The following is a 20126-nucleotide window of genomic DNA, read 5'->3' as shown; positions in this document are numbered from 1 at the left end:
GCCGCCTTTTTCATTCAAGGTTGTGAACATGTCCCACCAGAAAATCCTCATCCTCGATTTCGGTTCCCAGGTCACCCAGCTGATCGCCCGTCGCGTGCGCGAAGCCAAGGTCTTCTGCGAGATCCATCCCTACGACGTCTCGGATGACTTCATCCGCAACTACGGCGCCAAGGGCATCATCCTGTCGGGCGGACCGAATTCGGTCACCGAGGGCGATACGCCGCGCGCGCCGAAGATCGTTTTCGAACTGGGCATTCCGGTGCTCGGCATCTGCTACGGCATGCAGACCATGGCGCAACAACTGGGCGGCAAGGTGATGACTGCCGAGGCGGCCGGCAAGGCGCGCGAATTCGGCTATTCCGAAGTGCGCGCACATGGCCATACGGCGTTGTTGAAGGACATCGCCGACTTCACCACGGCCGAAGGTCACGGCATGCTCAAGGTCTGGATGAGCCACGGTGATTCCGTGATGGAACTGCCGCCCGGCTTCAAGACCATGGCGTCCACGCCCTCCTGTCCGATCGCCGGCATGGCCGACGAAAGCCGCAAGTTCTACGCCGTGCAGTTCCACCCGGAAGTTACGCACACCGTGCAGGGCCGTGCCATCCTCGAAAGTTTCGTGCACGGCATCTGCGGCTGCGGCACCGACTGGGTGATGGGCGACTACATCGCCGAAGCCGTTGCCGCGATCCGCGCCCAGGTGGGCAGCGATGATGTCATCCTCGGCTTGTCCGGCGGCGTCGATTCCAGCGTTGCCGCGGCGCTGATTCACCGCGCCATCGGTGACCAGCTGACCTGCGTTTTCGTCGATCACGGCCTCTTGCGCCTCAACGAAGGCGACATGGTCATGGACATGTTCGCGCGCAACCTCGGCGTCAAGGTCATCCGCGTCGATGCGGTCGACGACTTCATGGGCAAGCTGGCCGGCGTCTCCGACCCGGAACAGAAGCGCAAGATCATCGGCAAGGAATTCGTCGAGGTCTTCCAGGCCGAATCGAAGAAGCTGGTGTCGGCAAAATGGCTGGCCCAGGGCACGATCTATCCGGACGTGATCGAATCGGCCGGCAAGGGCAAGAAGGGCGCGCACACCATCAAGAGTCACCACAACGTCGGCGGCCTGCCGGAAGACATGCACCTGAAGCTGCTCGAACCGCTGCGCGAGCTGTTCAAGGACGAGGTCCGCGAACTCGGCGTCGCTCTCGGCCTGCCGCGCGAAATGGTCTATCGCCACCCGTTCCCCGGCCCCGGCCTGGGCGTGCGCATCCTCGGCGAAGTCACGCAGAAGGCCGCGCAACTGCTGCAGCGGGCCGACGCCATTTTCATCGATGAGCTGCGCGCGACCGTGGCTACCGAACGCGATGTCGCGGCCGGCGCCTGCACCGAAGCTGATGTCGGCAAGACCTGGTACGACCTGACCAGCCAGGCCTTCGCCGTCTTCCTGCCGGTCAAGAGCGTCGGCGTGATGGGCGACGGCCGCACCTACGAGAACGTCGTCGCGCTGCGTGCCGTCGTTACCAGCGACTTCATGACCGCGCACTGGGCGCACCTGCCGTATGAACTCCTCGGCCGGGTGTCCAACCGGATCATCAACGAAGTGCGCGGGCTGAACCGGGTGGTGTACGACGTCTCCGGCAAACCGCCGGCGACGATCGAGTGGGAATGATCCCGGGAAAATAAAAAACGCCCCTGAAACCAGGGGCGTTTTTCTTTAGCTGTTTGCTGGCGGCTGTTTTCCGTTACTTCGCACAAAACTGACGATCAAGGTGATTACCGTCAGCGGCAGCACGTAGCCAAGCATGGTCGAGGAGAATGCGGACAGGCTGTCGTGCTGGGTGGCTGCCAGTACGAGGTAGGCCGTGTAGGCGACGTAATACGCGATGAATACACCGCCTTCCCAGCGGGCAATTTCGCGACCGGTAACAAAGATGGGCAGGCAAGCGAAAGCAACGGCCAGCATCACCCACAGGTCGAAATTGCGTGCCGCTTCGGAAACGATGATTCCACCGTCGGCGATGAGGCTGGAGAATCCGAGAACGGCAAGTATGTTGAAAATGTTGCTACCGACCACATTGCCGACGGCAATATCGCGTTCGCCGCGCCAGGCGGCAACCAGCGAGGTGGCGATTTCCGGCATCGAGGTACCGACAGCGACGACGGTCAGGCCGATGACGAGATCACTGACGCCAAAGATCTTTGCGACCGCGACAGCCGAATCGACCAGCCAGTCGGCACCGATAACCAGCAAGCCCAGTCCGCCGATCACCAGCAGGGCCTGCACGCTCCAGTGGGCATCCCAGCGGCTGCTGGTGTCCGGCATTTCATCGGCGAACTCAGCTTCGGCCTCCTTGCTTGCGCGGCGCGACTGCGTGACCAGGAAGACCGTGTAGACGATGACCAGTGTGAAGAGCAGGGCGCCTTCGCCGCGCCCGATGTTGCCGTCCATGGCAAAAACTACGAACAGCAGGCAGGTGCCGATCATGATCGGGATTTCCTGGCGGATGATCTGTTCATTGACTGCCAGCGGGACGATCAATGCGGACAGGCCGAGAATCAGGAGGATATTGGCGATATTGCTGCCGACCACGTTGCCAATCGCCAGGTCGCCGCTACCGTTGAGCGCGGCACCGGCGGATACGGCCATTTCCGGCGCGCTGGTGCCGAAGGCGACAATGGTCAGGCCGATGACCAGCGGTGAAATGCCGAAAGTCAGCGCCAGACGGGCCGCGCCGCGCACCAGCAGTTCAGCGCCCAGGGTCAGGGCAGCAAGCCCCAGGATAAACATCAGTATATGTTCGAACATGATCGCAATACGAAAACGGTGAGGGGGAAGTGCCTTTCAAGGCTGCGGTATACTACGCCTCCGCCTCGCTCGCCACATCGAATAATGACTTCGGAAAATACTGTTGATATCCAGCCGTCCGGCTTGAGCGACGAATATTTCATGCGCGAGGCCATATCCTTGGCGCGGGCGGCCGAATGCCTTGGCGAAGTTCCGGTTGGTGCCGTCGTCGTGCTCGACGGAAAAATCGTCGGTCGCGGCTTCAATTCGCCGATCGGCGAGCATGATCCGACGGCGCACGCGGAAATCGCGGCCTTGCGCGATGCAGCCAGGACGATGGGCAATTACCGCTTGCCGGGTTGCGAACTGTACGTGACGCTGGAACCTTGCGCGATGTGCGCCGGTGCGATCATGCATGCGAGGATCAGCCGGGTCATTTACGGCGCGCGCGATCCGAAAACCGGCGTTCATGGCAGCGTGGTCGATCTGTTCGGTGTCCAGCGGCTGAATCATCATGCCAGCGTGGAAGGCGGCATTCTGGCCGACGAATGCAGTCAGTTGCTGTCCGCCTTCTTTGCCGGGCGGCGCCGGAAAACGACATGAAACTCATGATCTCGGTCGCCCATCAGCGCCTGCAGGTAAAGGACGACGATGGTACGCTCCTGAAGGAATACGCCGTTTCGACCGCCAAGGCCGGGGTCGGCGAGCAGTCGGGTAGTTACCGGACACCACGCGGAATGCACGTCATCCGCGCCAAGATCGGTGCCGGTCAGGCGGCCAACACCGTATTCGTCCGCCGCCGGCCGACCGGGGAGATCTGGACGCCGGAACTGGCCGAACAATTTCCGGGACGCGACTGGATCCTGACGCGCATCCTCTGGCTGTCGGGGTGTGAGCCCGGCCACAACCGTCTCGGTTGCGTCGATACGATGCGCCGCTACGTCTATATCCACGGCTCGCCGGATACGGCGCAAATGGGGGTTCCCGGATCGCATGGCTGCGTCCGCATGCGCAACGCCGACATCATCGAGTTGTTCGACCTGGTGCCGTGCTATACGGCCGTCGAAATCCGCGAAGACTGAGTTTCGCTGCCGTCTGCGGCAAAGCTTTTCTCGTACAACACCATGTCGCCGGCCGCATTGCGCAGCAGCAGCGTCGAGGCGCGCGTGCCGTAATCCGGCGATTGCACGAAAACTGCCGACAGCAGCCTTTCCCAGGCCAGTGGCACGCCGGTATCCGGCAGGCGGTCGTCGGTTTCGATGCTGCGGTCAGCCAGGAGTTCGAAGAAGGCGGCTTCATCGGGTAGCCGATCGAGCGCCCGGGAAAAGTTCTCGCGCGCCTTGAGCAGTTTCGGCCAGGGCGTGTCCAGGCGGTGGTTGGATAATCCATAAACACCCGGCGGCAGGCTGCGGTAGCCGGGGTCGCGATTGGAGGCGTAAACCAGCGTTTCCCGGTCGGCAAGCAGCAGGTTGAAGCCTGAGTAATCGCCCGGCGTCAGCGCTTCGGCGTAGGTCTGGGCCGCTTGCTGGTCGAGCAGAAAACGGGCAGTGAGTTCGCCGCGCGAGCGCTTTCCTTTGACAGCGCCGGGCTCGCGCACATTGGTGACGGCCGCGAAGCGACCGTCGCGGGTGGCGCCCAGCCAGGTGCCGCCGGCTTCGAGATCGCGCCCGCCAAACACCCGCGCATCTTCTTCCCAGAAAGCGGCAGACGCCGTCGGCCGGGCATGAAACTCATCGCGGTTGGCGGCGACCACCAGCGGGTAAGCCGGATGGACCTGCCAGCCGACCAGGATCAGGCACATCGATCCCGGTCAGGCCGGATTGACCGCGCTGGCTGTCACCTGTTGTCCATCGCGGCTGCCAAGACGCAGGTTGCCAGCGTAGTTGGACTGAACCACCGCCAGCGCCACGTGACCGCCGGCGGGCGAGGGCGCACCCAGCATCACCTTGCCGCTGGCCTGTTCCAGGTTGTCGGGCGAATAAAGATCGGCACCGGCAGTCAGCGGAATGTCGGCACTCAGTCGGTAGAGATGGCGCTTGACCTTGCCCAGGTACTGCGTGCGGGCGACGATTTCCTGCCCCGGGTAGCAGCCCTTGTTGAAACTGACGCCGCCGATCTTTTCGAAATCCGCCATCTGCGGCACGAATTCTTCCTTGGTGGCCAGGCTGACCAACGGGAAGGCTGCCTGCACATCCAGCCAGCGCCAGGCCGGCACGCCGGCCGGGCGTGCCTTGACGCCGAGCTTCTGCCAAAGCACGGGCAAGGCGGCCACCGGGGCAGCCAGGATGTAGCGTTGGGCGTCGACATGAATGATGCTGGTGCCGTCGCCGCTGCTCGTGGCGCGCATGGTGCCATCGGGGATAGGCAGTCCGGCATCGGTCAGCGCTTCGGCGGCTTGCGGGCCAGCCAGGCCGAGCAGGACCGTGTCGCTTTCCACCTGCAGCTTGACCTTGGCGCGCAGGATGAACATCTGCAGGCGCTTGGCGGTGGCTTCGAGCAGATCGGCTGCCAGCAACATCCGGTAGCTTTCGTTCTCGTGCCAGACGACGAAGCTGGCCTGCATCCGTCCCTTGGCCGTACACCATCCGGCATGCTGGGCGGCGCCCTGGGCGAGATGATTGACGTCGCTGGTCAGTTGGCCGTGCAGGAAAGTCTTGGCTTCGTCGCCGCTGGCGCGGAGGATCGCCAGGTGCGTCAGCGGTACGAGGACGGTTTGCCGGCTGGCTGCCAGCAATTCCGCCTGAGCGTCGCCGAAGTGCAGGACTTCCGGAACATCTGCGGCAAAGCAGGCGTCGGTCGATTCGAGAAAGCTGCGCCAATGGGGATTCATGAGGGCTCCTTGAGGTTTGGGCTATTATATCGCCCGTTTCGGTGCACGCTTTCGTGCGCACATCCATGCTCGTTTCCGACGGGCAAGACCAGCCAAAGCGTCACGAGTTCCCATGCGTCTTGTTTTTCGTCTTGTTGCCCTGTTGTTGATTGCCGCCATCGGTTTGGCCGCCAGCTTCGTCTGGTGGACCCAGCAGCCGATCGAGGTTTCCGAAAATGCGCTTGAATTCCGCGTCATGCCGGGCAGCAGCCTGCGGGCAGCGGTCAGGCAAATGAACGAGGCAGGCTTGTCGGTCGATGCCGACCTGTTCGTCCTGCTCGCCCGCTGGCAAGGGAAAAGTGGCGCGATCAAGCCTGGCACATACGGCACTTCGGTCGGCGAAACACCGCTCAGCCTGCTCGAAAAACTGGCCAGCGGCAAAGTCATCCAGGCCAGCATCACGCTGGTCGAGGGCTGGACTTTCCGCCAATTCCGCGCCCGGCTCGATGCCCATCCGGCGTTGCGGCACGATACGCTGGGCATGAGCGAAGCGCAGATCATCGCCCGCCTGGGACTGCCGCTGAGCAGTCTGGAAGGCAGGCTGTTTCCCGATACCTACCTGTTCGACAAGGAGTCGAGCGATCTCGAACTGATCGCTCGGGCAGTCGCCTCGATGCAGGCCCGACTGGACGAAACCTGGTCGCAACGTCCGGCGGGCCTGCCGTACAAGACGGCGGACGATGTCCTGACCATGGCCTCGATCATCGAGAAGGAAACCGGCCGCGAGGAAGACCGCGCCCATGTCGCTGCCGTCTTCGTCAACCGACTGCGCATCGGCATGCGCCTGCAGACCGATCCGACGGTCATCTACGGGCTGGGCGAAGCTTTCGATGGCAATCTGCGCAAGATTCACCTGCAGACTGACACACCCTACAACACCTATACGCGAGCCGGTCTGCCGCCGACGCCGATCGCCATGCCGGGGCTAGCCTCGCTGCGCGCGGCAATTTCACCGGCTGACAGCACTGCCATCTATTTCGTTGCGCGCGGCGACGGCACCAGTCAGTTTTCACGAACACTCGACGAGCACAACCGTGCCGTGAACCGTTACCAGAGAGGCGGAAAATGAGAGGCAAATTCATCACTTTCGAAGGCATCGACGGGGCCGGCAAGAGCAGCCATGTCGAGTGGCTGGCCGAGACCCTGCGCGGTCGCGGTCTCACGGTCTTGGTTACGCGTGAGCCGGGCGGCACCCCGTTGGGTGAAAAGCTGCGTGAATTGCTGCTCAACGAATCGATGCACCTGGAAACGGAGACGCTGCTGATGTTCGCCGCCCGCCGGGAACACCTGGCCCAGCGTATCGAACCGGCGCTGGCGCGCGGAGAATGGGTGATCTGCGATCGTTTCAGCGATGCCACCTGGGCCTATCAGGGTGGCGGACGCGGCCTCGACAAAGCCAAATTCCTGGCACTTGAACACTGGGTCCATGAACATCTACAACCGGATTTGACCCTGTTGTTTGACCTGCCACTCGAAGTTGCGCGGGAACGCATCGTTCTGGCCAACCGCGTACTCGACAAATTCGAGCAGGAGCGCGCCGATTTTCATCATCGCGTCCGCCAGGCGTATCTGGATCGCGCTCAGGCCAGCCCCTCGAGAATTCGCACGGTGGCTGCCGACAACAGCATCGAACAAATTCGCAAACAACTTGAAGTTATTGTTTCAAGTATTTGTTAATGAACATTTTAGAGATACATTCCGACACCTGGGAGAGCCTGCAGTCCAGGCGTGATCGCCTGCCGCACGCCTTGTTGCTGATTGGCCAGAAAGGCCTGGGCAAGTTTGCGCTGGCCCGCGAGTTTGCTGCTTCGCTACTGTGCGAGAGCCGTACCGAGAACGGCACCGCCTGTGGCCATTGCCTGGCTTGCAACTGGTTTGCCCAGGGCAATCATCCGGATTTTCGTTTGCTGCAACCGGAAGCGCTCGCTGCGGCAAGCGAGGTGGAAGAGGGCAAGAAGAAGCCCAGCCAGCAGATCACCATTGACCAGATTCGCGGCCTTGACGAATTCCTGGGGGTTGGCAGCCACCGCGGCGGGCTCAGCATCGTATTGATCAACCCGGCCGAAGCAATGAACCGGAATGCCGCGAATTCGATCTTGAAAATACTTGAAGAACCTCCACCAAATATATTGTTTTTATTGGTTTCTGGAGAGCCTTCCGGTTTGTTGCCAACGATACGCAGCCGCTGCCAGATACTGTCCGTGGCAACGCCGCCCCAGCAGGTGGCAGTTGCCGCACTCAAGGCATCCGGTATTGCCGACGCGGAGCGCTGGCTGGCACTGAGCGGCGGCTCCCCGCGCTTTGCCGAAGAAATGGCCGCCGCCGGGCAGGGGAGTTGGCTCGATGTTCTGGTGACTCGCCTGCAGGAGGGGCGCAACGCATCGCCGCTGCAAATGGCCGGCGACCTGGAAAAGCTGATCAAGGACAGCAAGGGCAGCCTGCAGCTCAAGCAGGTTGTAGAAGCCATGCAGAAGTGGCTGGTCGATCTCACGCTGAGCAAGAACGGCTTCTCTGCGAGATATTTTCTGGCCCAGCAGGCCAAAATCGGCATGCTGGCTGATATGATTCCCACCGTTCGACTGATCACTTTCTATCGAAACATGAACCTGCGTCGCCAGGAAGCAGAGCAACCGCTGAATGCGAGACTCTTCCTGGAAAGCATTTTTCTGGACTACCGAGCACTGTTTTCCGCAGATCGAGGATGAGCGAAGCCAAAACCGCCCCGCAGCGCCCCAGCGTCCTGTCGCTGAACATCAACTCGAAATCCGCCCTATACGCGGCCTTCATGCCGCACCTCCGTCATGGCGGGATATTCATTCCGACAACACGCGGCTACACCCTGGGCGACGAAGTCTTCATGCTGCTCTCCCTGATGGACGACCCGACCAAGCTGCCGATTGCCGGTACCGTGATCTGGGTCACGCCGGCCGGCGCGCAGAATGGTCGCGCGCAGGGGATCGGTGTGCATTTCAATGATGACGAGAGTGGCCAGGAAGCGCGCCGCAAGATCGAAGGTCTGCTCGGCGGCGTCCTGCAGTCGGCTCGCCCAACCCACACGCTCTGATCCGACCGATGCTGGTCGACTCGCACTGCCATCTCGATTTTCCCGGACTCGCCGAGCGCTTGCCGGACGTCCTGTCGGCCATGCAGGCCAACGATATCGGCGCCGCGCTGTGCATCGGCGTCAATCTCGAAGATTTTTCCCGCGTCCTGGCCGTTGCCGAGCAATCTCCGATTCTCTACGCGACGGTGGGCGTTCACCCCGAATACACCGATGCCGAAGAACCGGACGAGGAGCGGCTGCTGGCGCTGGCCCGTCACCCGAAAGTCCTCGGTATCGGCGAAACCGGGCTGGATTATTACTGGCACAAGGATAAGCCCGATTGGCAGCGGGCCCGTTTCCGCACCCACATCCGCGCTGCCTTGCGCTGCGGCAAGCCGCTGGTCGTGCATACTCGCGAATCGGCCGAAGACACCATCCGCATCCTGCGCGAGGAGGGGGCTTCCGCGGTCGGCGGGGTCATGCATTGCTTCACCGAGAATTGGGAAATCGCTCAACAGGCGCTGGACATCGGTTTCCATCTCTCCTTTTCCGGCATCGTCACATTCAAGAATGCGCACATCGTCAAGGATGTGGCACGCCGATGTCCGCTCGACCGCCTGCTGATCGAAACCGACGCGCCGTACCTGGCGCCCGCACCATATCGCGGCAAACAGAATGAACCGGCTTACGTGCGCTATGTTGCCGAGGAAATTTCCCGGCTGCGTGAACAGCCGCTTGAAACCATTGCCGCTGCAAGTACCGAGAATTTCAGGCGCCTGTTCCGTCCGGAGACATGAAAATGCTGAAGAAAACGCTGGTTGCCGTACTGTTCGCCACTACCATGCCGCTGCTTGTCCATGGCAGCACCTACGACGATCTGATCCAGGGGGCCAGACTGGGCGACGCCAACGCCATTGGCCGGCTGCTGGCCCGTGGCGCTTCGGCAGACACGACGGACATCGAGGGCAATACGCTATTGATGCTGGCTGCCCGCGACGGCCATGCGCAATTGGCCGAATTACTGGTCAATCACCGAGCCAAACTCAACGCCCGTAACGCCGCCGGCGACACGGCCCTGGCCCTGGCGGCATTGCGTGGGCACCAACGCATTGTCGAGATCCTGGTCGCGGCAGGAGCATCCCAGGAAGTTCCGGGCTGGCCGCCGCTCGTTTATGCGGCTTTTGGCGGCCATTCGGAGATCGTCGCCTTCCTTTTGCGCCACGGCGCCAACGTCGATGCAGTCAGCGAAAGCGGCATGTCTGCGCTGATGGCGGCAGCACGGGGAGGTTTCCGGCCCATCGTCAACGCCTTGCTTGCAGCGAAGGCGAACACGGAACTGCGAACCGACCGCGGTGAGTCTGCGCTGGATATCGCGCTTCGCTTCAACAATACGGATATCGCCGAACAATTACGCGCCGTGTCAGCCCAGCAAGCAACGAAGCCGGCTCAGTAGTTAGAAATACTAAGGTTCTGATGATGGGAGAAGGCGGCAGGCGGAAAACACCTTTTCCCGCATTTCAATAACTTCGTATAATTTGTATTATGTTAAATTGTGTTTGCGCAAGGGATATCGATTTGGCCGCTGAACGTGTGGGATGGATACGATCAGCGGCGATCAATGCTTAGTGTTTGTTCCGAATCACCGGTAGCTGGAATATATCGATGCCTTCGTCCAGCAAGGCTTCGCGTTCATCGCTGGTGGCCTGGCCGCGGATCGAGCGTTCCGGGGCTTCGTTGTAGTGGATGCGACGGGCTTCCTCGGCGAAGCTGCTGCCGACGTCCTCCGCGCTTTCAACGATGGCGTCGACCAGCGCCTGGTAGGCTGCGGCCACTTGCGAGTTCGCCGGCACCATCGCCGTGCTGACCGTGCTGGCTGAACGGGATTCGGTCGGCACTTCCCTGTCCTCGGCATGGCCGCCGATAGCCACGGCCGATGGTATGCGGCGCACATTGGCGCTGTCGCATTGCGGGCAACGGATGAATTGGCGTGCGTTTTGTGCTTCGAAATCGTCGGGGCTGCGGAACCAGCCTTCAAAGCGGTGATCGTTGTCGCAACTCAGGTCGTAGATGATCATGACTGGCCTAGTGGTGCCCGGAACCGGGGTCGAACCGGTACGCTCAAAGAGCGAGAGATTTTAAGTCTCTTGTGTCTACCAATTTCACCATCCGGGCGGCTTCGCGATTATATCGGGAAGCAGATATGAAAAAGGGAAAGCGCATTGCGCTTTCCCTTTTCAGACTGGAGCGGCAGAAGAGTCTCGAACTCTCGACCTATACCTTGGCAAGGTATCGCTCTACCAACTGAGCTACTGCCGCATGTCTCTGGAGGCGCGAGCCGGAGTCGAACCGACCTACACGGATTTGCAATCCGGTGCATAACCGCTTTGCTATCGCGCCACGCCTACAAACTTTTACTGCTAACAAGGAAGCAATGCTTCCCCGAGGAATTTGGAGCGGCAGAAGAGTCTCGAACTCTCGACCTATACCTTGGCAAGGTATCGCTCTACCAACTGAGCTACTGCCGCGTCAAACAGAGCGCGCATTATAGACGCTCCAAGGGATTTGTCAACACCCTCTTCTATTTTTCCGCACTACGCCTGGCAATTTCCGGCCACGCCATGCGCAGGTAATAGCCCATCGACCACAAGGTCAGCAGTGCCGCCAGCCAGATCAACCACTCGCCAGCCAGCATCGTATCGATGCCGAACAGCGATGCCTGGAACAGCAACAGCGGGATCGCTGCCATCTGCGCGGCGGTCTTGACCTTGCCCAGCATTGAGACGGCGACGCTCTTCGCCGCGCCGATCTTGGCCATCCATTCGCGCAACGCCGAGATGGTGATCTCGCGACCGATGATGATGGCGGCGACGATGGCGTCGGCGCGGCCGAGCTGGACCAGCACGATCAGCGCGGCGGCGACCATCAGCTTGTCGGCAACCGGGTCGAGGAAGGCGCCGAAGGCCGAGGTCTGGTTGAGCTTGCGCGCCAGGTAGCCGTCGGCCCAGTCGGTCAGCGCGGCGGCGATGAAGATCAGCGTGGCGATCAGGTTGCGCTCCTGCGCCGTCGCACAATCGGCCGGCAGGTAGTAGACCGCGATCAGCAGCGGGATGGCGACGATGCGCAGCCAGGTGAGCAGGATGGGAAGATTGAATGGCATAGGCCGTCAGTGTAAGGCGGAATGGATCTTTTCGGCGAGTTCGCGACCGATGCCGGGAATCTCGGCGAGCTGGTCGACGCTTGCCTCCCGCACGCCGGCCAGGCCGCCGAAACGGGCGATCAAGGCTTTACGGCGAGCCGGGCCGACGCCGGGCAGGCTTTCCAGCGTGGATGTCTTGCGGCTCTTGGCGCGCTGGCCGCGATGGCCGGTGATGGCAAAGCGGTGCGCCTCGTCGCGCACTTCCTGGATCAGGTGCAGCGCCGGATGGTCGGACGGCAGGTTGAGCGGCGGCCGGCCGTCGGCCTCCGGAAAGATCAGGCTTTCCAAGCCGGGTTTGCGCTCTTCACCCTTGGCGACGCCGATCATGTTCAGGTGGGTCAGGCCGAGGTCAGCAAGTGCTGCCCAGGCCGAGGTGACCTGGCCTTTACCGCCGTCGATCAGGATCAGGTCGGGCGCCCTGCCCTCGCCGCTGGCGATGCCGTCGTAGCGCCGCGTCACCGCCTGGCGCATGGCCGCATAGTCGTCGCCGGGCGTGATGTCGCGGATGTTGAAGCGGCGGTAATCGCGCTTGCTCATCTTGTTACCGTCGTAAACAACGCACGAGGCGACGGCGCTCTCGCCCATGGTGTGGCTGATGTCGAAGCATTCGATGCGGGCAATCGGCTCGCTCAGTTGCAATGCCTCCTGCAGCGCGGCCAGGCGCTGTTCCTGCTGTGCCGACGCCTGGTTGCGCGCGAGGATGGCCAGACGGGCATTTTGCAGCGCCATTTCGACCCAGGCCTTCTGCGTCAGCGTGCGTGCTTCGGCGATGGGCACCGGCCGGCCGGCCAGTTCGGCCAGGCTGGCGGCGGTTTCCTCGATCTCTTCGCTTTCCGGCAGCGGCGAGACCAGCAAGCGGCCGGGCACCGGGTGCAGCTCGTAATGCTGGCGCAGGAAGGCGGTCAGCGCGTCGGCGGCGGTCGAATCGCCAGCATTGCTCGGGAACAGCGGGCGGTCGCCGAGATGGCGGCCACCACGCACCATCGCCAGGTTGACACAGAGTTGTCCGGCTTCACGCACGGCGACGACGATATCGACATCCTCGCCCTTGCTGCTCGAAACGAACTGCTTTTCCTGGACCTGGTGCAGCGACTGGATCTGGTCGCGGTAGATCGCCGCCAGTTCGAAGGCGAGTTTCTCGGCGGCCTTCTCCATCGCCGTGTTGAGGCGCTTGATCACTTCCTGCTGCTTGCCGGCGAGGAACATCGCCGCATATTGGACGTCGGCGGCGTAGTCGTCGGTCGCAATGTAGCCAACACAGGGGCCGCTGCAACGCTTGATCTGATACAGCAAGCAGGGCCGCGAGCGGTTGGCGAAAACGCTGTCCTCGCAGGTGCGCAGGCGGAACATCTTCTGCAGCAGGTGGATGCTGTCGCGCACCGCCCACGACGACGGATAAGGCCCGTAGTAATCGGCCTTGCGGTCCGGGTTGCCACGGTAGAAGCCGAGCCGCGGGAACTTGTCGCGCGTCAGCACGATGTAGGGGTAGGACTTGTCGTCGCGGAACAGGATGTTGTAGCGCGGCGCCAGCGACTTGATCAGGTTGTTTTCCAGCAGCAACGCTTCCGCTTCGGTACGCGTCGCGGTCGTCTCGATGTGGTCGATCTGGCCGACCATGTGGGCGATGCGCGGACTCGACAGGTTGTCGCGGAAGTAGGAAGCGACCCGCTTCTTCAGGTTCTTGGCCTTGCCAACGTAGAGCACGGCGCCGTCGGCACCGATCATCCGGTACACACCAGGGAGCTCGGTCAGGGAAGCGAGGAAGGATTTTGCGTCGAAAGCCACGGGGAGCGATGTTAACATGCCGGCCATGCAGCTTCATTGGGACATTTTCTGCCGCGTCGTCGACAACTACGGCGACATCGGCGTCTGCTGGCGACTCGCCCGCCATTTGTCGGGCGTACATGGCCGCCGGGTCAGGCTGTGGGTCGACGACCTGGGCAGCATGCGCCAGTTGTGCCCGGCGCTCGATCCGCAGGCCGCCGCGCAACACCTTGACGGTATCGAGGTCCGGCAATGGACGACGCCCTTTGTCGTCGACCGGGTTGCCGATGTCGTCATCGAGGCCTTTGCCTGCGAACTGCCCGCCAGCTACCTGCAAGCCATGGCCGATTTGCCCAAGGCGCCGGCCTGGATCAATCTCGAATACCTGACCGCCGAAGCCTGGGCCGAGAGTTGTCATGGCGTCGCCTCGCCGCACGCCAGCCTGCCGCTGATCAAGTATTTCTTCTTCCCCGGCTTTTCCCCGGCGACCGGCGGCTTGCTGCGCGAACCGGGCCTGCCGCTGACCACCGAGCCGGCCACTGGCGAGATCAGCCTGTTCTGCTATGACAACGCCCCGATCGGACCGTGGCTGGAAGCCCTGGCCAGCGCGCCCGAACCGCTGCGCTGCCTGGTCTCGCCGGGCAAGCCGCTGACTGCCGTGCGCGCCTGCCTGCCCGGCGACGGGCCGTGGCAACTCGGCACAGCCCGCATCGAGCCGGTGCCTTTCCTGGCGCAAGCCGACTACGACGCCCTGCTCCGCCGTTGCGCGATCAACATCGTGCGTGGCGAGGATTCCTTCGTCCGCGCCCAACTCGCCGGCCGGCCCTTCGTCTGGCACATTTATCCGCAGGACGACGACGCCCACCTCGACAAACTGACGGCCTTTATCGACCGCTACACAGTCGGGCTGGAATCCGCCGCCGCAACGGCGGTGCGCAACATCTTCCTGGCCTGGAACAGGCCGGTGCCGCCGACGACGTTGCCCGCCGCCTGGCAGGATTTCCTGGCGCATCTGCCGGCCATCGACCGGCATGCGCGCAAATGGCAACAGGATTGCATGCGGCTGCCGGAATTGAGTGCAAGCCTCGTCAAATTCTGTGCCGACGCGGTATAATCGCGCGTTTTTATTTTCAGCCTCTGGAATATCTCTCATGAAGACCGCACAGGAACTCCGCTCCGGCAACGTGATCATGGTCGGCAGCGACCCGCTCGTCGTCCAGAAAACCGAATACAACAAGTCCGGCCGCAACGCTGCCGTCGTCAAGATGAAGCTGAAGAACCTGCTCTCCGGCAACCCGTCGGAAGCGGTCTACAAGGCCGATGACAAGTTCGAAGTCGTCATCCTCGACAAGAAGGAAGTGACCTACTCCTACTTCGCCGACCCGATGTACGTGTTCATGGACGCCGACTACAACCAGTTCGAAGTCGAAGCCGAGAACATGGTCGACGCGCTCAAGTACCTCGAAGACGGCATGCCCTGCGAAGTCGTGTTCTACGACGGCAAGGCCATCTCCGTTGAACTGCCGAACTCGCTGGTCCGCGAAGTCATCTACACCGAGCCGGCGGTCAAGGGCGACACCTCGGGCAAGGTCATGAAGCCGGCCAAGATCTCCACCGGTTTCGAGCTGCCGGTTCCGGCCTTCGTCGAAATCGGCGACAAGATCGAAATCGATACGCGCACCGACGAATACCGCAGCCGCAGCAAGTAATTCCTGCTTCTGCCGGAATCGCCAGGGGCAGCTTCGGCTGCCCTTGCTTTTTCCGGGGTGTCGCCAAAGCGACATGCTTTTCTGCCAGAATTCCCCATTCGAACAACCCGAACCGCGGACCCCACCATGAGCTACAAAGTCTTTGTCGACGGCCAGGAAGGCACCACCGGCCTGCAGATCAACGAATACCTCGCGCAGCGCGCCGATATCGAAATCCTCAAGATCGACGCCGACAAACGCAAGGATCTCGCCGAGCGCAAGCGCCTGATCAACGCCTCCGACATCACCTTCCTCTGCCTGCCCGACGCGGCGGCCAAGGAATCGGCCGGCCTGGTGGACAACCCGAATACCTGCATCATCGACGCCTCGACGGCGCACCGCGTCGATCCGGACTGGGTCTTCGGCCTGCCCGAGCTGTGCCCGGAACAGCGTGCCAAAATCCGCGCCAGCAAGCGCATCGCCAATCCCGGCTGCCATGCCACTGCCTTCATCCTGGCGCTGCGTCCGCTGGTCGCCGCCGGGCTGCTGCCGGCCGCCACGCAGATTGCCGCCAATTCCATCACCGGTTACTCCGGCGGCGGCAAGTCGATGATCGCCGACTACGAAGCCGCCGCCAGCACCACGCAACTGAAGGCGCCGCGTCCCTACGCGCTCGCCCTGGCCCACAAGCACCTGCCGGAAATGCAGGCCTATACCGGTCTGACCGTGGCCCCGATCTTCCAGCCCATCGTCGGCCCGTTCTACAAGGGCCTGGCCGTCACCGCCTACCTGCAGCCGGGGCAATTCACCCGCCCTGCGACGCCGGCCGACGTCCAGAAGATCATCGCCGACTACTACGCCGGCGAGCGCTTCATCAATGTCCTGCCAGTCGATCTCGAAGCGACCACCGACGGCGGTTTCTTCAATGTCGAAGCCAACAACGGCAGCAACCGCGTCGATATCGCCGTCTTCGGCAACGCCGAGCGCATGCTGGTGATCGCCCGTCTCGACAACCTGGGCAAGGGCGCTTCCGGCGCCGCCGTGCAGGCGATGAACGTGCATCTCGGCGTCGAGGAAAGCGCTGGTCTGGTTTGATCGTCCTCAGCAAAGTCACCCTGCGCCGCGGCACGAAAGTGCTGCTCGACAAGACCACGGTCACCATCAATCCGGGCGAGAAGGTCGGCCTGGTCGGGCGTAACGGCGCCGGCAAGTCGACCTTGTTCGCACTGCTCAGCGGCAAGCTGCACGAGGACGGCGGCGACTTCTCGATGCCCAGCCAGTGGCGCATGGGCCAGGTCGCCCAGGACATGCCGGAAACCGACCAGTCGGCGACCGATTTCGTCATCGACGGCGACACCCCGCTGCTCGCCGCCCGCAACGAGGTTTTCGAGGCCGAAGCCAGCGACGACGGCATGCGCATGGCCGAAGCCTACATGGCCCTGCACGACGCCGGCGAACACGACGCCGAGGCGCGCGCCCAGGCGCTGATCCTCGGCCTCGGCTTCAAGGTCTCCGAGCTCTACCAGCCGGTCAACAGTTTCTCGGGTGGCTGGCGCATGCGCCTGCAACTGGCGCGCGCGCTGATGTGCCCGTCCGACATCCTGCTTCTCGACGAGCCGACCAACCACCTCGACCTCGACGCCATGGTCTGGCTCGAAGCCTGGCTCAAGCGCTACCCGGGCACGCTGGTGATGATCAGCCACGACCGCGAGTTCCTCGACGCGATCACCCAGGTCACATTGCATATCGACAACGCCAAGCTGGTCCGCTACGGCGGCAACTACAGCAAGTTCGAGGACATGCGCGCCGAGCAGATGGCGCTGCAGCAGGCGACGATGGCCCGCCAGGCGGACAAGATCGCCCACCTGCAATCCTTCATCAACCGTTTTAAGGCCAAGGCCAGCAAGGCCAAACAGGCGCAGAGCCGGGTCAAGGCGCTGGAGCGCATGGAAAAGATCGCGCCGGTGCTGGCCGACGCCGACTTCAGCTTCGAGTTCCAGGAACCGCAGAACCTGCCCAACCCGATGCTGTCGATGGTCGATGTCGCCATCGGCTACCCGCCGCCCGACGACGCGCCGGCCGGCACGCCGCCGACGACCATCGTCCGCAACATCAACCGTTCGGTGATGGCCGGCCAGCGCATCGGCATCCTCGGCGCCAACGGCCAGGGCAAATCGACGCTGGTCAAGACCATCGCCCGCGACCTCGGCGCGATCAGCGGCCAGGTCACCGAAGGCAAGGGGCTGAACATCGGCTACTTCGCGCAGCAGGAACTCGACGTGCTGCGGCCGCAGGACACGCCGCTCGAACACATGATCCGGCTGGCCAAGGAAGCGATCGCCGCCGGGCGCAGCAACGTGCCGGGCCGCGAGCAGGAATTGCGCAACTTCCTCGGCAACTTCAACTTCGGCGGCGAGATGGTCAAGCAGGCGGTCGGCACCATGAGCGGCGGCGAAAAGGCGCGCCTGGTGCTGTGCATGCTGGTCTGGCAGCGGCCCAACCTGCTGCTCCTCGACGAACCGACCAACCACCTCGACCTCAACACCCGCGAAGCGCTGTGTGTTGCGCTCAACGAGTTCGAAGGCACGGTCATGCTGGTCAGCCACGACCGCGCCATGCTGCGCTCGGTGTGCGACGAGTTCTGGCTGGTTTCGCGCGGCGGCGTCGGCCCCTTCGACGGCGACCTCGACGACTACCAGCGCTACCTGCTCGACGAAGCCAAGCGCGCCCGCGAGGAAGCATCGGCACTGCTCAAGGCAGCCTGAGGCCGGCGATGGCGACGACAGCGTTCACCGCCCTCGCCTGCCCGCTCGACGGCGCGCCGCTGGCGAGCGTGGACGGCGGCTGGACCTGCCCGGCCGGCCACCGCTACGACCAGGCCGCGCAAGGCTACGTCAACCTGCTGCCGGTTCAGCACAAGCGCTCGCGCGACCCCGGCGACAGCAAGGAAATGGTCGCCGCCCGCCGTCGCTTCCTGGAAGCCGGCCATTACCGGCCGATCGCCGAACTGGCGGCGCGCGCGGTGCTCGCCGACCTGCCGGCCGACGCCGCCTGCCTCGACGCCGGCTGCGGCGAAGGCTACTACCTGCGCCAGCTCGCGGCGCAAGCCGACGCTGCCGGAAAATCCCCGGCCCTGCTCGGTCTCGACATCTCGAAATGGGCCGTCCAGGCGGCGGCCAAGGCACAACGCGGCACGGCGACCTGGGTCGTCGGCAGCAACGCCAAGCTGCCGGTACTGCCGACGACACTGGACCGCGTGCTCTGCCTGTTCGGTTTCCCGATCTATCCGGAGTTCGCCCGCGTGCTCAAGCCGGGCGGCACACTGCTCATGATCGACGCCGGCCCCGAACACCTGCGCGAACTGCGCGAAATCATCTACCCGACGCTGAAAACCCCGGCACCGCCGAACGATCAGGCGCCACCGGGATTTTCGTTGCTACAACGCGAATCGTTGTCCTGCCGCATCGAACTCGACAGCCAGGAACAAATCGCCGACCTGCTGGTGATGACCCCGCACTTCTACCGCGCCAGCCCGGCCGGCCGGGAAAAGGCAGCACAACTCAGCCGCCTGGCGCTGAGCGTGGATGTGCGCCTGCAGGTGTTTTCCAAGGAAGTCAGCGCTTAAACCCGGTGATAAAATCGACACGCTGAAAAATGACCTTTGCAAGAAATACTCAAGCGCCATTTCGCTTGTATCTGGCGGCCGTAACAACCCGTTCAGGATTTCCGGTCTGCGTTCATGACGAAATCAGAACAAATAATCGAGCTCGACCTACTGGACAAGCTGGGTGACCTCAAATGACGCAACTCATTCTCTACACCAGCGAAGACGGCCGAAGCCAAATCCAGTTGCGCGCCGATGGGCAAACCGTTTGGCTTAGCCAGATGGAGATGGCAGAACTGTTCAGCGCCACCAAACAGAACATTTCGCTGCACTTGAAAAATGTCTTTGCCGACGGTGAGCTGGACCCGGCGGCAACTGTCAAGGAATCCTTGACAGTTCAAACCGAAGGTAGCCGCCGGGTGAGCCGCTCGCTCACGCTCTACAACCTCGACGCCATCCTGGCCGTGGGCTACCGCGTACGTTCGCCGCGCGGGGTGCAGTTCCGCCGCTGGGCGAGCACGGTGCTGAAGGAATACCTGCTCAAGGGTTTCGCGATGGATGACGAGCGGCTGAAGAACCCGGATGGCCGCCCGGATTATTTCGACGAGATGCTGGCGCGCATCCGCGACATCCGCGCTTCAGAAAAGCGTTTTTATCAAAAGGTGCGTGACCTCTTTGCCCTCTCCAGCGATTACGACAAGACCGACACCGCCACCCAGCAATTTTTCGCCACCGTGCAGAACATGCTGCTATATGCGGTAACGCAGCAGACCGCCGCCGAACTCATCCTGGCGCGAGCCAATCCCGCCAACTCGCATTTCGGCCTATCTGGCAGGAGAACGTGGGCCAGATCATTACCTCCAACGGTTTTCCCTTGCTGCGCGGCGCGGGCCCGGTCAGCCATGCCAGCATGGAACAGCAGGTGAACGCGCTGTTTCTGGCCTACGACCAACGCCGCAAGACCCTGGAAGCGCAAGCCGCCGATGCGCAGGATGAAGCCGAGCTAAAGGCACTGGAAAGCAAGATCAAGCACCGCACAAAGAAATCCCCTTGACCGACAAAAGCCGGAAACGGCCGAATGGGCGGCAATATGCGGGCGTTTTGCGTCATGTTCACAAGTTGGAACGCACTACGTTCCGAATTAAGCTGCATGCACCATCGTCTTCTGCTGCGGATGGATACG

At 62.6% G+C, this 20126-nt stretch carries 22 protein-coding genes and 4 tRNA genes; 16 read left to right on the top strand and 10 right to left on the bottom strand.

The features are described from left to right. Positions 1–28: 28 nt before the first annotated feature. Positions 29–1663 (top strand): glutamine-hydrolyzing GMP synthase, encoded by a 1635-nt coding sequence (guaA, locus tag Q0799_RS08620; protein WP_298397144.1) that lies wholly within the window; start codon positions 29–31, stop codon positions 1661–1663. 45 nt (positions 1664–1708) lie between these two features. Here guaA and Q0799_RS08615 read toward each other — a convergent pair whose 3' ends face one another. Beyond that, on the bottom strand, positions 1709–2800 hold the full coding sequence (locus Q0799_RS08615; RefSeq protein WP_298397139.1) for a calcium/sodium antiporter: 1092 nt from the start codon (positions 2798–2800) through the stop codon (positions 1709–1711). An 84-nt stretch (positions 2801–2884) separates the two neighbouring features. On the opposite strand from Q0799_RS08615, the gene tadA reads away from it, so the two are divergent. Further along, complete coding sequence (gene tadA / locus Q0799_RS08610) at positions 2885–3382, top strand: tRNA adenosine(34) deaminase TadA (protein ID WP_298397136.1); 498 nt, start codon at positions 2885–2887, stop codon at positions 3380–3382. After that, complete coding sequence (locus Q0799_RS08605; RefSeq protein ID WP_298397133.1) at positions 3379–3861, top strand: L,D-transpeptidase; 483 nt, start codon at positions 3379–3381, stop codon at positions 3859–3861. The genes tadA and Q0799_RS08605 overlap by 4 nt, the downstream gene beginning before the upstream one ends. Here the strand turns inward: Q0799_RS08605 and Q0799_RS08600 are convergent. Together Q0799_RS08600 and Q0799_RS08595 are read right to left on the bottom strand one after the other, a co-directional pair. Next, complete coding sequence (locus Q0799_RS08600) at positions 3831–4580, bottom strand: NRDE family protein (RefSeq protein WP_298397130.1); 750 nt, start codon at positions 4578–4580, stop codon at positions 3831–3833. The two genes, Q0799_RS08605 and Q0799_RS08600, sit on opposite strands and share 31 nt — an antisense overlap. Before the next feature lie 9 nt (positions 4581–4589). Beyond that, on the bottom strand, positions 4590–5609 hold the full coding sequence (locus tag Q0799_RS08595; protein WP_298397127.1) for a folate-binding protein YgfZ: 1020 nt from the start codon (positions 5607–5609) through the stop codon (positions 4590–4592). Between the two features lie 112 nt (positions 5610–5721). Here Q0799_RS08595 and mltG point away from each other — a divergent pair, with 112 nt between their 5' ends. The 6 genes from mltG to Q0799_RS08565 are packed head-to-tail and all read left to right on the top strand — an operon-like array spanning position 5722 to position 10144. Continuing rightward, on the top strand, positions 5722–6717 hold the full coding sequence (gene mltG, locus Q0799_RS08590; protein ID WP_298397124.1) for an endolytic transglycosylase MltG: 996 nt from the start codon (positions 5722–5724) through the stop codon (positions 6715–6717). Further along, positions 6714–7325: a dTMP kinase gene (tmk, locus tag Q0799_RS08585; protein ID WP_298397119.1), complete on the top strand. Its 612-nt coding sequence runs from the start codon at positions 6714–6716 to the stop codon at positions 7323–7325. The genes mltG and tmk overlap by 4 nt, the downstream gene beginning before the upstream one ends. Next, positions 7325–8353 (top strand): DNA polymerase III subunit delta', encoded by a 1029-nt coding sequence (gene holB / locus Q0799_RS08580; protein WP_298397116.1) that lies wholly within the window; start codon positions 7325–7327, stop codon positions 8351–8353. The genes tmk and holB overlap by 1 nt, the downstream gene beginning before the upstream one ends. Continuing rightward, a complete protein-coding gene (locus Q0799_RS08575; RefSeq protein ID WP_028995586.1) occupies positions 8350–8712 on the top strand; it encodes a PilZ domain-containing protein in 363 nt (120 codons plus the stop codon). The genes holB and Q0799_RS08575 overlap by 4 nt, the downstream gene beginning before the upstream one ends. A gap of 8 nt (positions 8713–8720) precedes the next feature. After that, positions 8721–9488, top strand: a complete 768-nt coding sequence (locus Q0799_RS08570) for a TatD family hydrolase (RefSeq protein ID WP_298397111.1) — start codon at positions 8721–8723, stop codon at positions 9486–9488. Beyond that, positions 9485–10144, top strand: a complete 660-nt coding sequence (locus Q0799_RS08565; protein ID WP_298397108.1) for an ankyrin repeat domain-containing protein — start codon at positions 9485–9487, stop codon at positions 10142–10144. Before Q0799_RS08570 ends, Q0799_RS08565 begins: the two co-directional genes overlap by 4 nt. A gap of 169 nt (positions 10145–10313) precedes the next feature. Here Q0799_RS08565 and Q0799_RS08560 read toward each other — a convergent pair whose 3' ends face one another. The 7 genes from Q0799_RS08560 to uvrC form a co-directional block, all read right to left on the bottom strand. Beyond that, positions 10314–10766, bottom strand: a complete 453-nt coding sequence (locus Q0799_RS08560; protein ID WP_028995589.1) for a DUF1178 family protein — start codon at positions 10764–10766, stop codon at positions 10314–10316. A gap of 11 nt (positions 10767–10777) precedes the next feature. Beyond that, a tRNA-Leu gene (locus Q0799_RS08555) sits at positions 10778–10863 on the bottom strand. Positions 10864–10931: 68 nt separating this feature from the next. After that, a tRNA-Gly gene (locus Q0799_RS08550) sits at positions 10932–11007 on the bottom strand. A gap of 7 nt (positions 11008–11014) precedes the next feature. Next, positions 11015–11088 (bottom strand) — tRNA-Cys (locus Q0799_RS08545). A gap of 52 nt (positions 11089–11140) precedes the next feature. After that, positions 11141–11216 (bottom strand) — tRNA-Gly (locus Q0799_RS08540). Between the two features lie 53 nt (positions 11217–11269). After that, complete coding sequence (gene pgsA / locus Q0799_RS08535) at positions 11270–11848, bottom strand: CDP-diacylglycerol--glycerol-3-phosphate 3-phosphatidyltransferase (protein ID WP_298397104.1); 579 nt, start codon at positions 11846–11848, stop codon at positions 11270–11272. 6 nt (positions 11849–11854) lie between these two features. Beyond that, positions 11855–13690, bottom strand: a complete 1836-nt coding sequence (gene uvrC / locus Q0799_RS08530) for an excinuclease ABC subunit UvrC (protein WP_298397101.1) — start codon at positions 13688–13690, stop codon at positions 11855–11857. A 7-nt stretch (positions 13691–13697) separates the two neighbouring features. Here uvrC and Q0799_RS08525 point away from each other — a divergent pair, with 7 nt between their 5' ends. The 7 genes from Q0799_RS08525 (at position 13698) to Q0799_RS08495 (ending at position 19997) form a co-directional block, all read left to right on the top strand. Then, complete coding sequence (locus tag Q0799_RS08525; protein WP_298397098.1) at positions 13698–14765, top strand: elongation factor P maturation arginine rhamnosyltransferase EarP; 1068 nt, start codon at positions 13698–13700, stop codon at positions 14763–14765. Positions 14766–14802: 37 nt separating this feature from the next. Beyond that, positions 14803–15360, top strand: a complete 558-nt coding sequence (efp, locus tag Q0799_RS08520) for an elongation factor P (RefSeq protein WP_298397096.1) — start codon at positions 14803–14805, stop codon at positions 15358–15360. Between the two features lie 126 nt (positions 15361–15486). Further along, the gene (gene argC / locus Q0799_RS08515) at positions 15487–16434 is read left to right on the top strand and encodes an N-acetyl-gamma-glutamyl-phosphate reductase (RefSeq protein WP_298397094.1); all 948 of its coding nucleotides are present in this window, start codon (positions 15487–15489) and stop codon (positions 16432–16434) included. Next, positions 16431–18104 carry an ATP-binding cassette domain-containing protein gene (locus Q0799_RS08510; protein ID WP_298397092.1) on the top strand — a complete coding sequence of 558 codons (1674 nt, stop codon included), beginning with the start codon at positions 16431–16433 and terminating at the stop codon, positions 18102–18104. The genes argC and Q0799_RS08510 overlap by 4 nt, the downstream gene beginning before the upstream one ends. Positions 18105–18112: 8 nt before the next feature. Further along, positions 18113–18964, top strand: coding sequence for a putative RNA methyltransferase (locus Q0799_RS08505; protein ID WP_298397089.1), 852 nt, complete (start codon positions 18113–18115; stop codon positions 18962–18964). Between the two features lie 173 nt (positions 18965–19137). After that, positions 19138–19869 (top strand): RhuM family protein, encoded by a 732-nt coding sequence (gene rhuM, locus Q0799_RS08500; RefSeq protein WP_298397086.1) that lies wholly within the window; start codon positions 19138–19140, stop codon positions 19867–19869. Then, the gene (locus Q0799_RS08495; RefSeq protein ID WP_298397082.1) at positions 19854–19997 is read left to right on the top strand and encodes a hypothetical protein; all 144 of its coding nucleotides are present in this window, start codon (positions 19854–19856) and stop codon (positions 19995–19997) included. The genes rhuM and Q0799_RS08495 overlap by 16 nt, the downstream gene beginning before the upstream one ends. Positions 19998–20126 lie beyond the last annotated feature (129 nt).

It is taken from the genome of uncultured Azonexus sp., assembly GCF_937982035.1.
In the GTDB taxonomy this organism is placed as follows: domain Bacteria; phylum Pseudomonadota; class Gammaproteobacteria; order Burkholderiales; family Rhodocyclaceae; genus Azonexus.
This window is presented reverse-complemented; position numbering and strand designations above follow the sequence as displayed.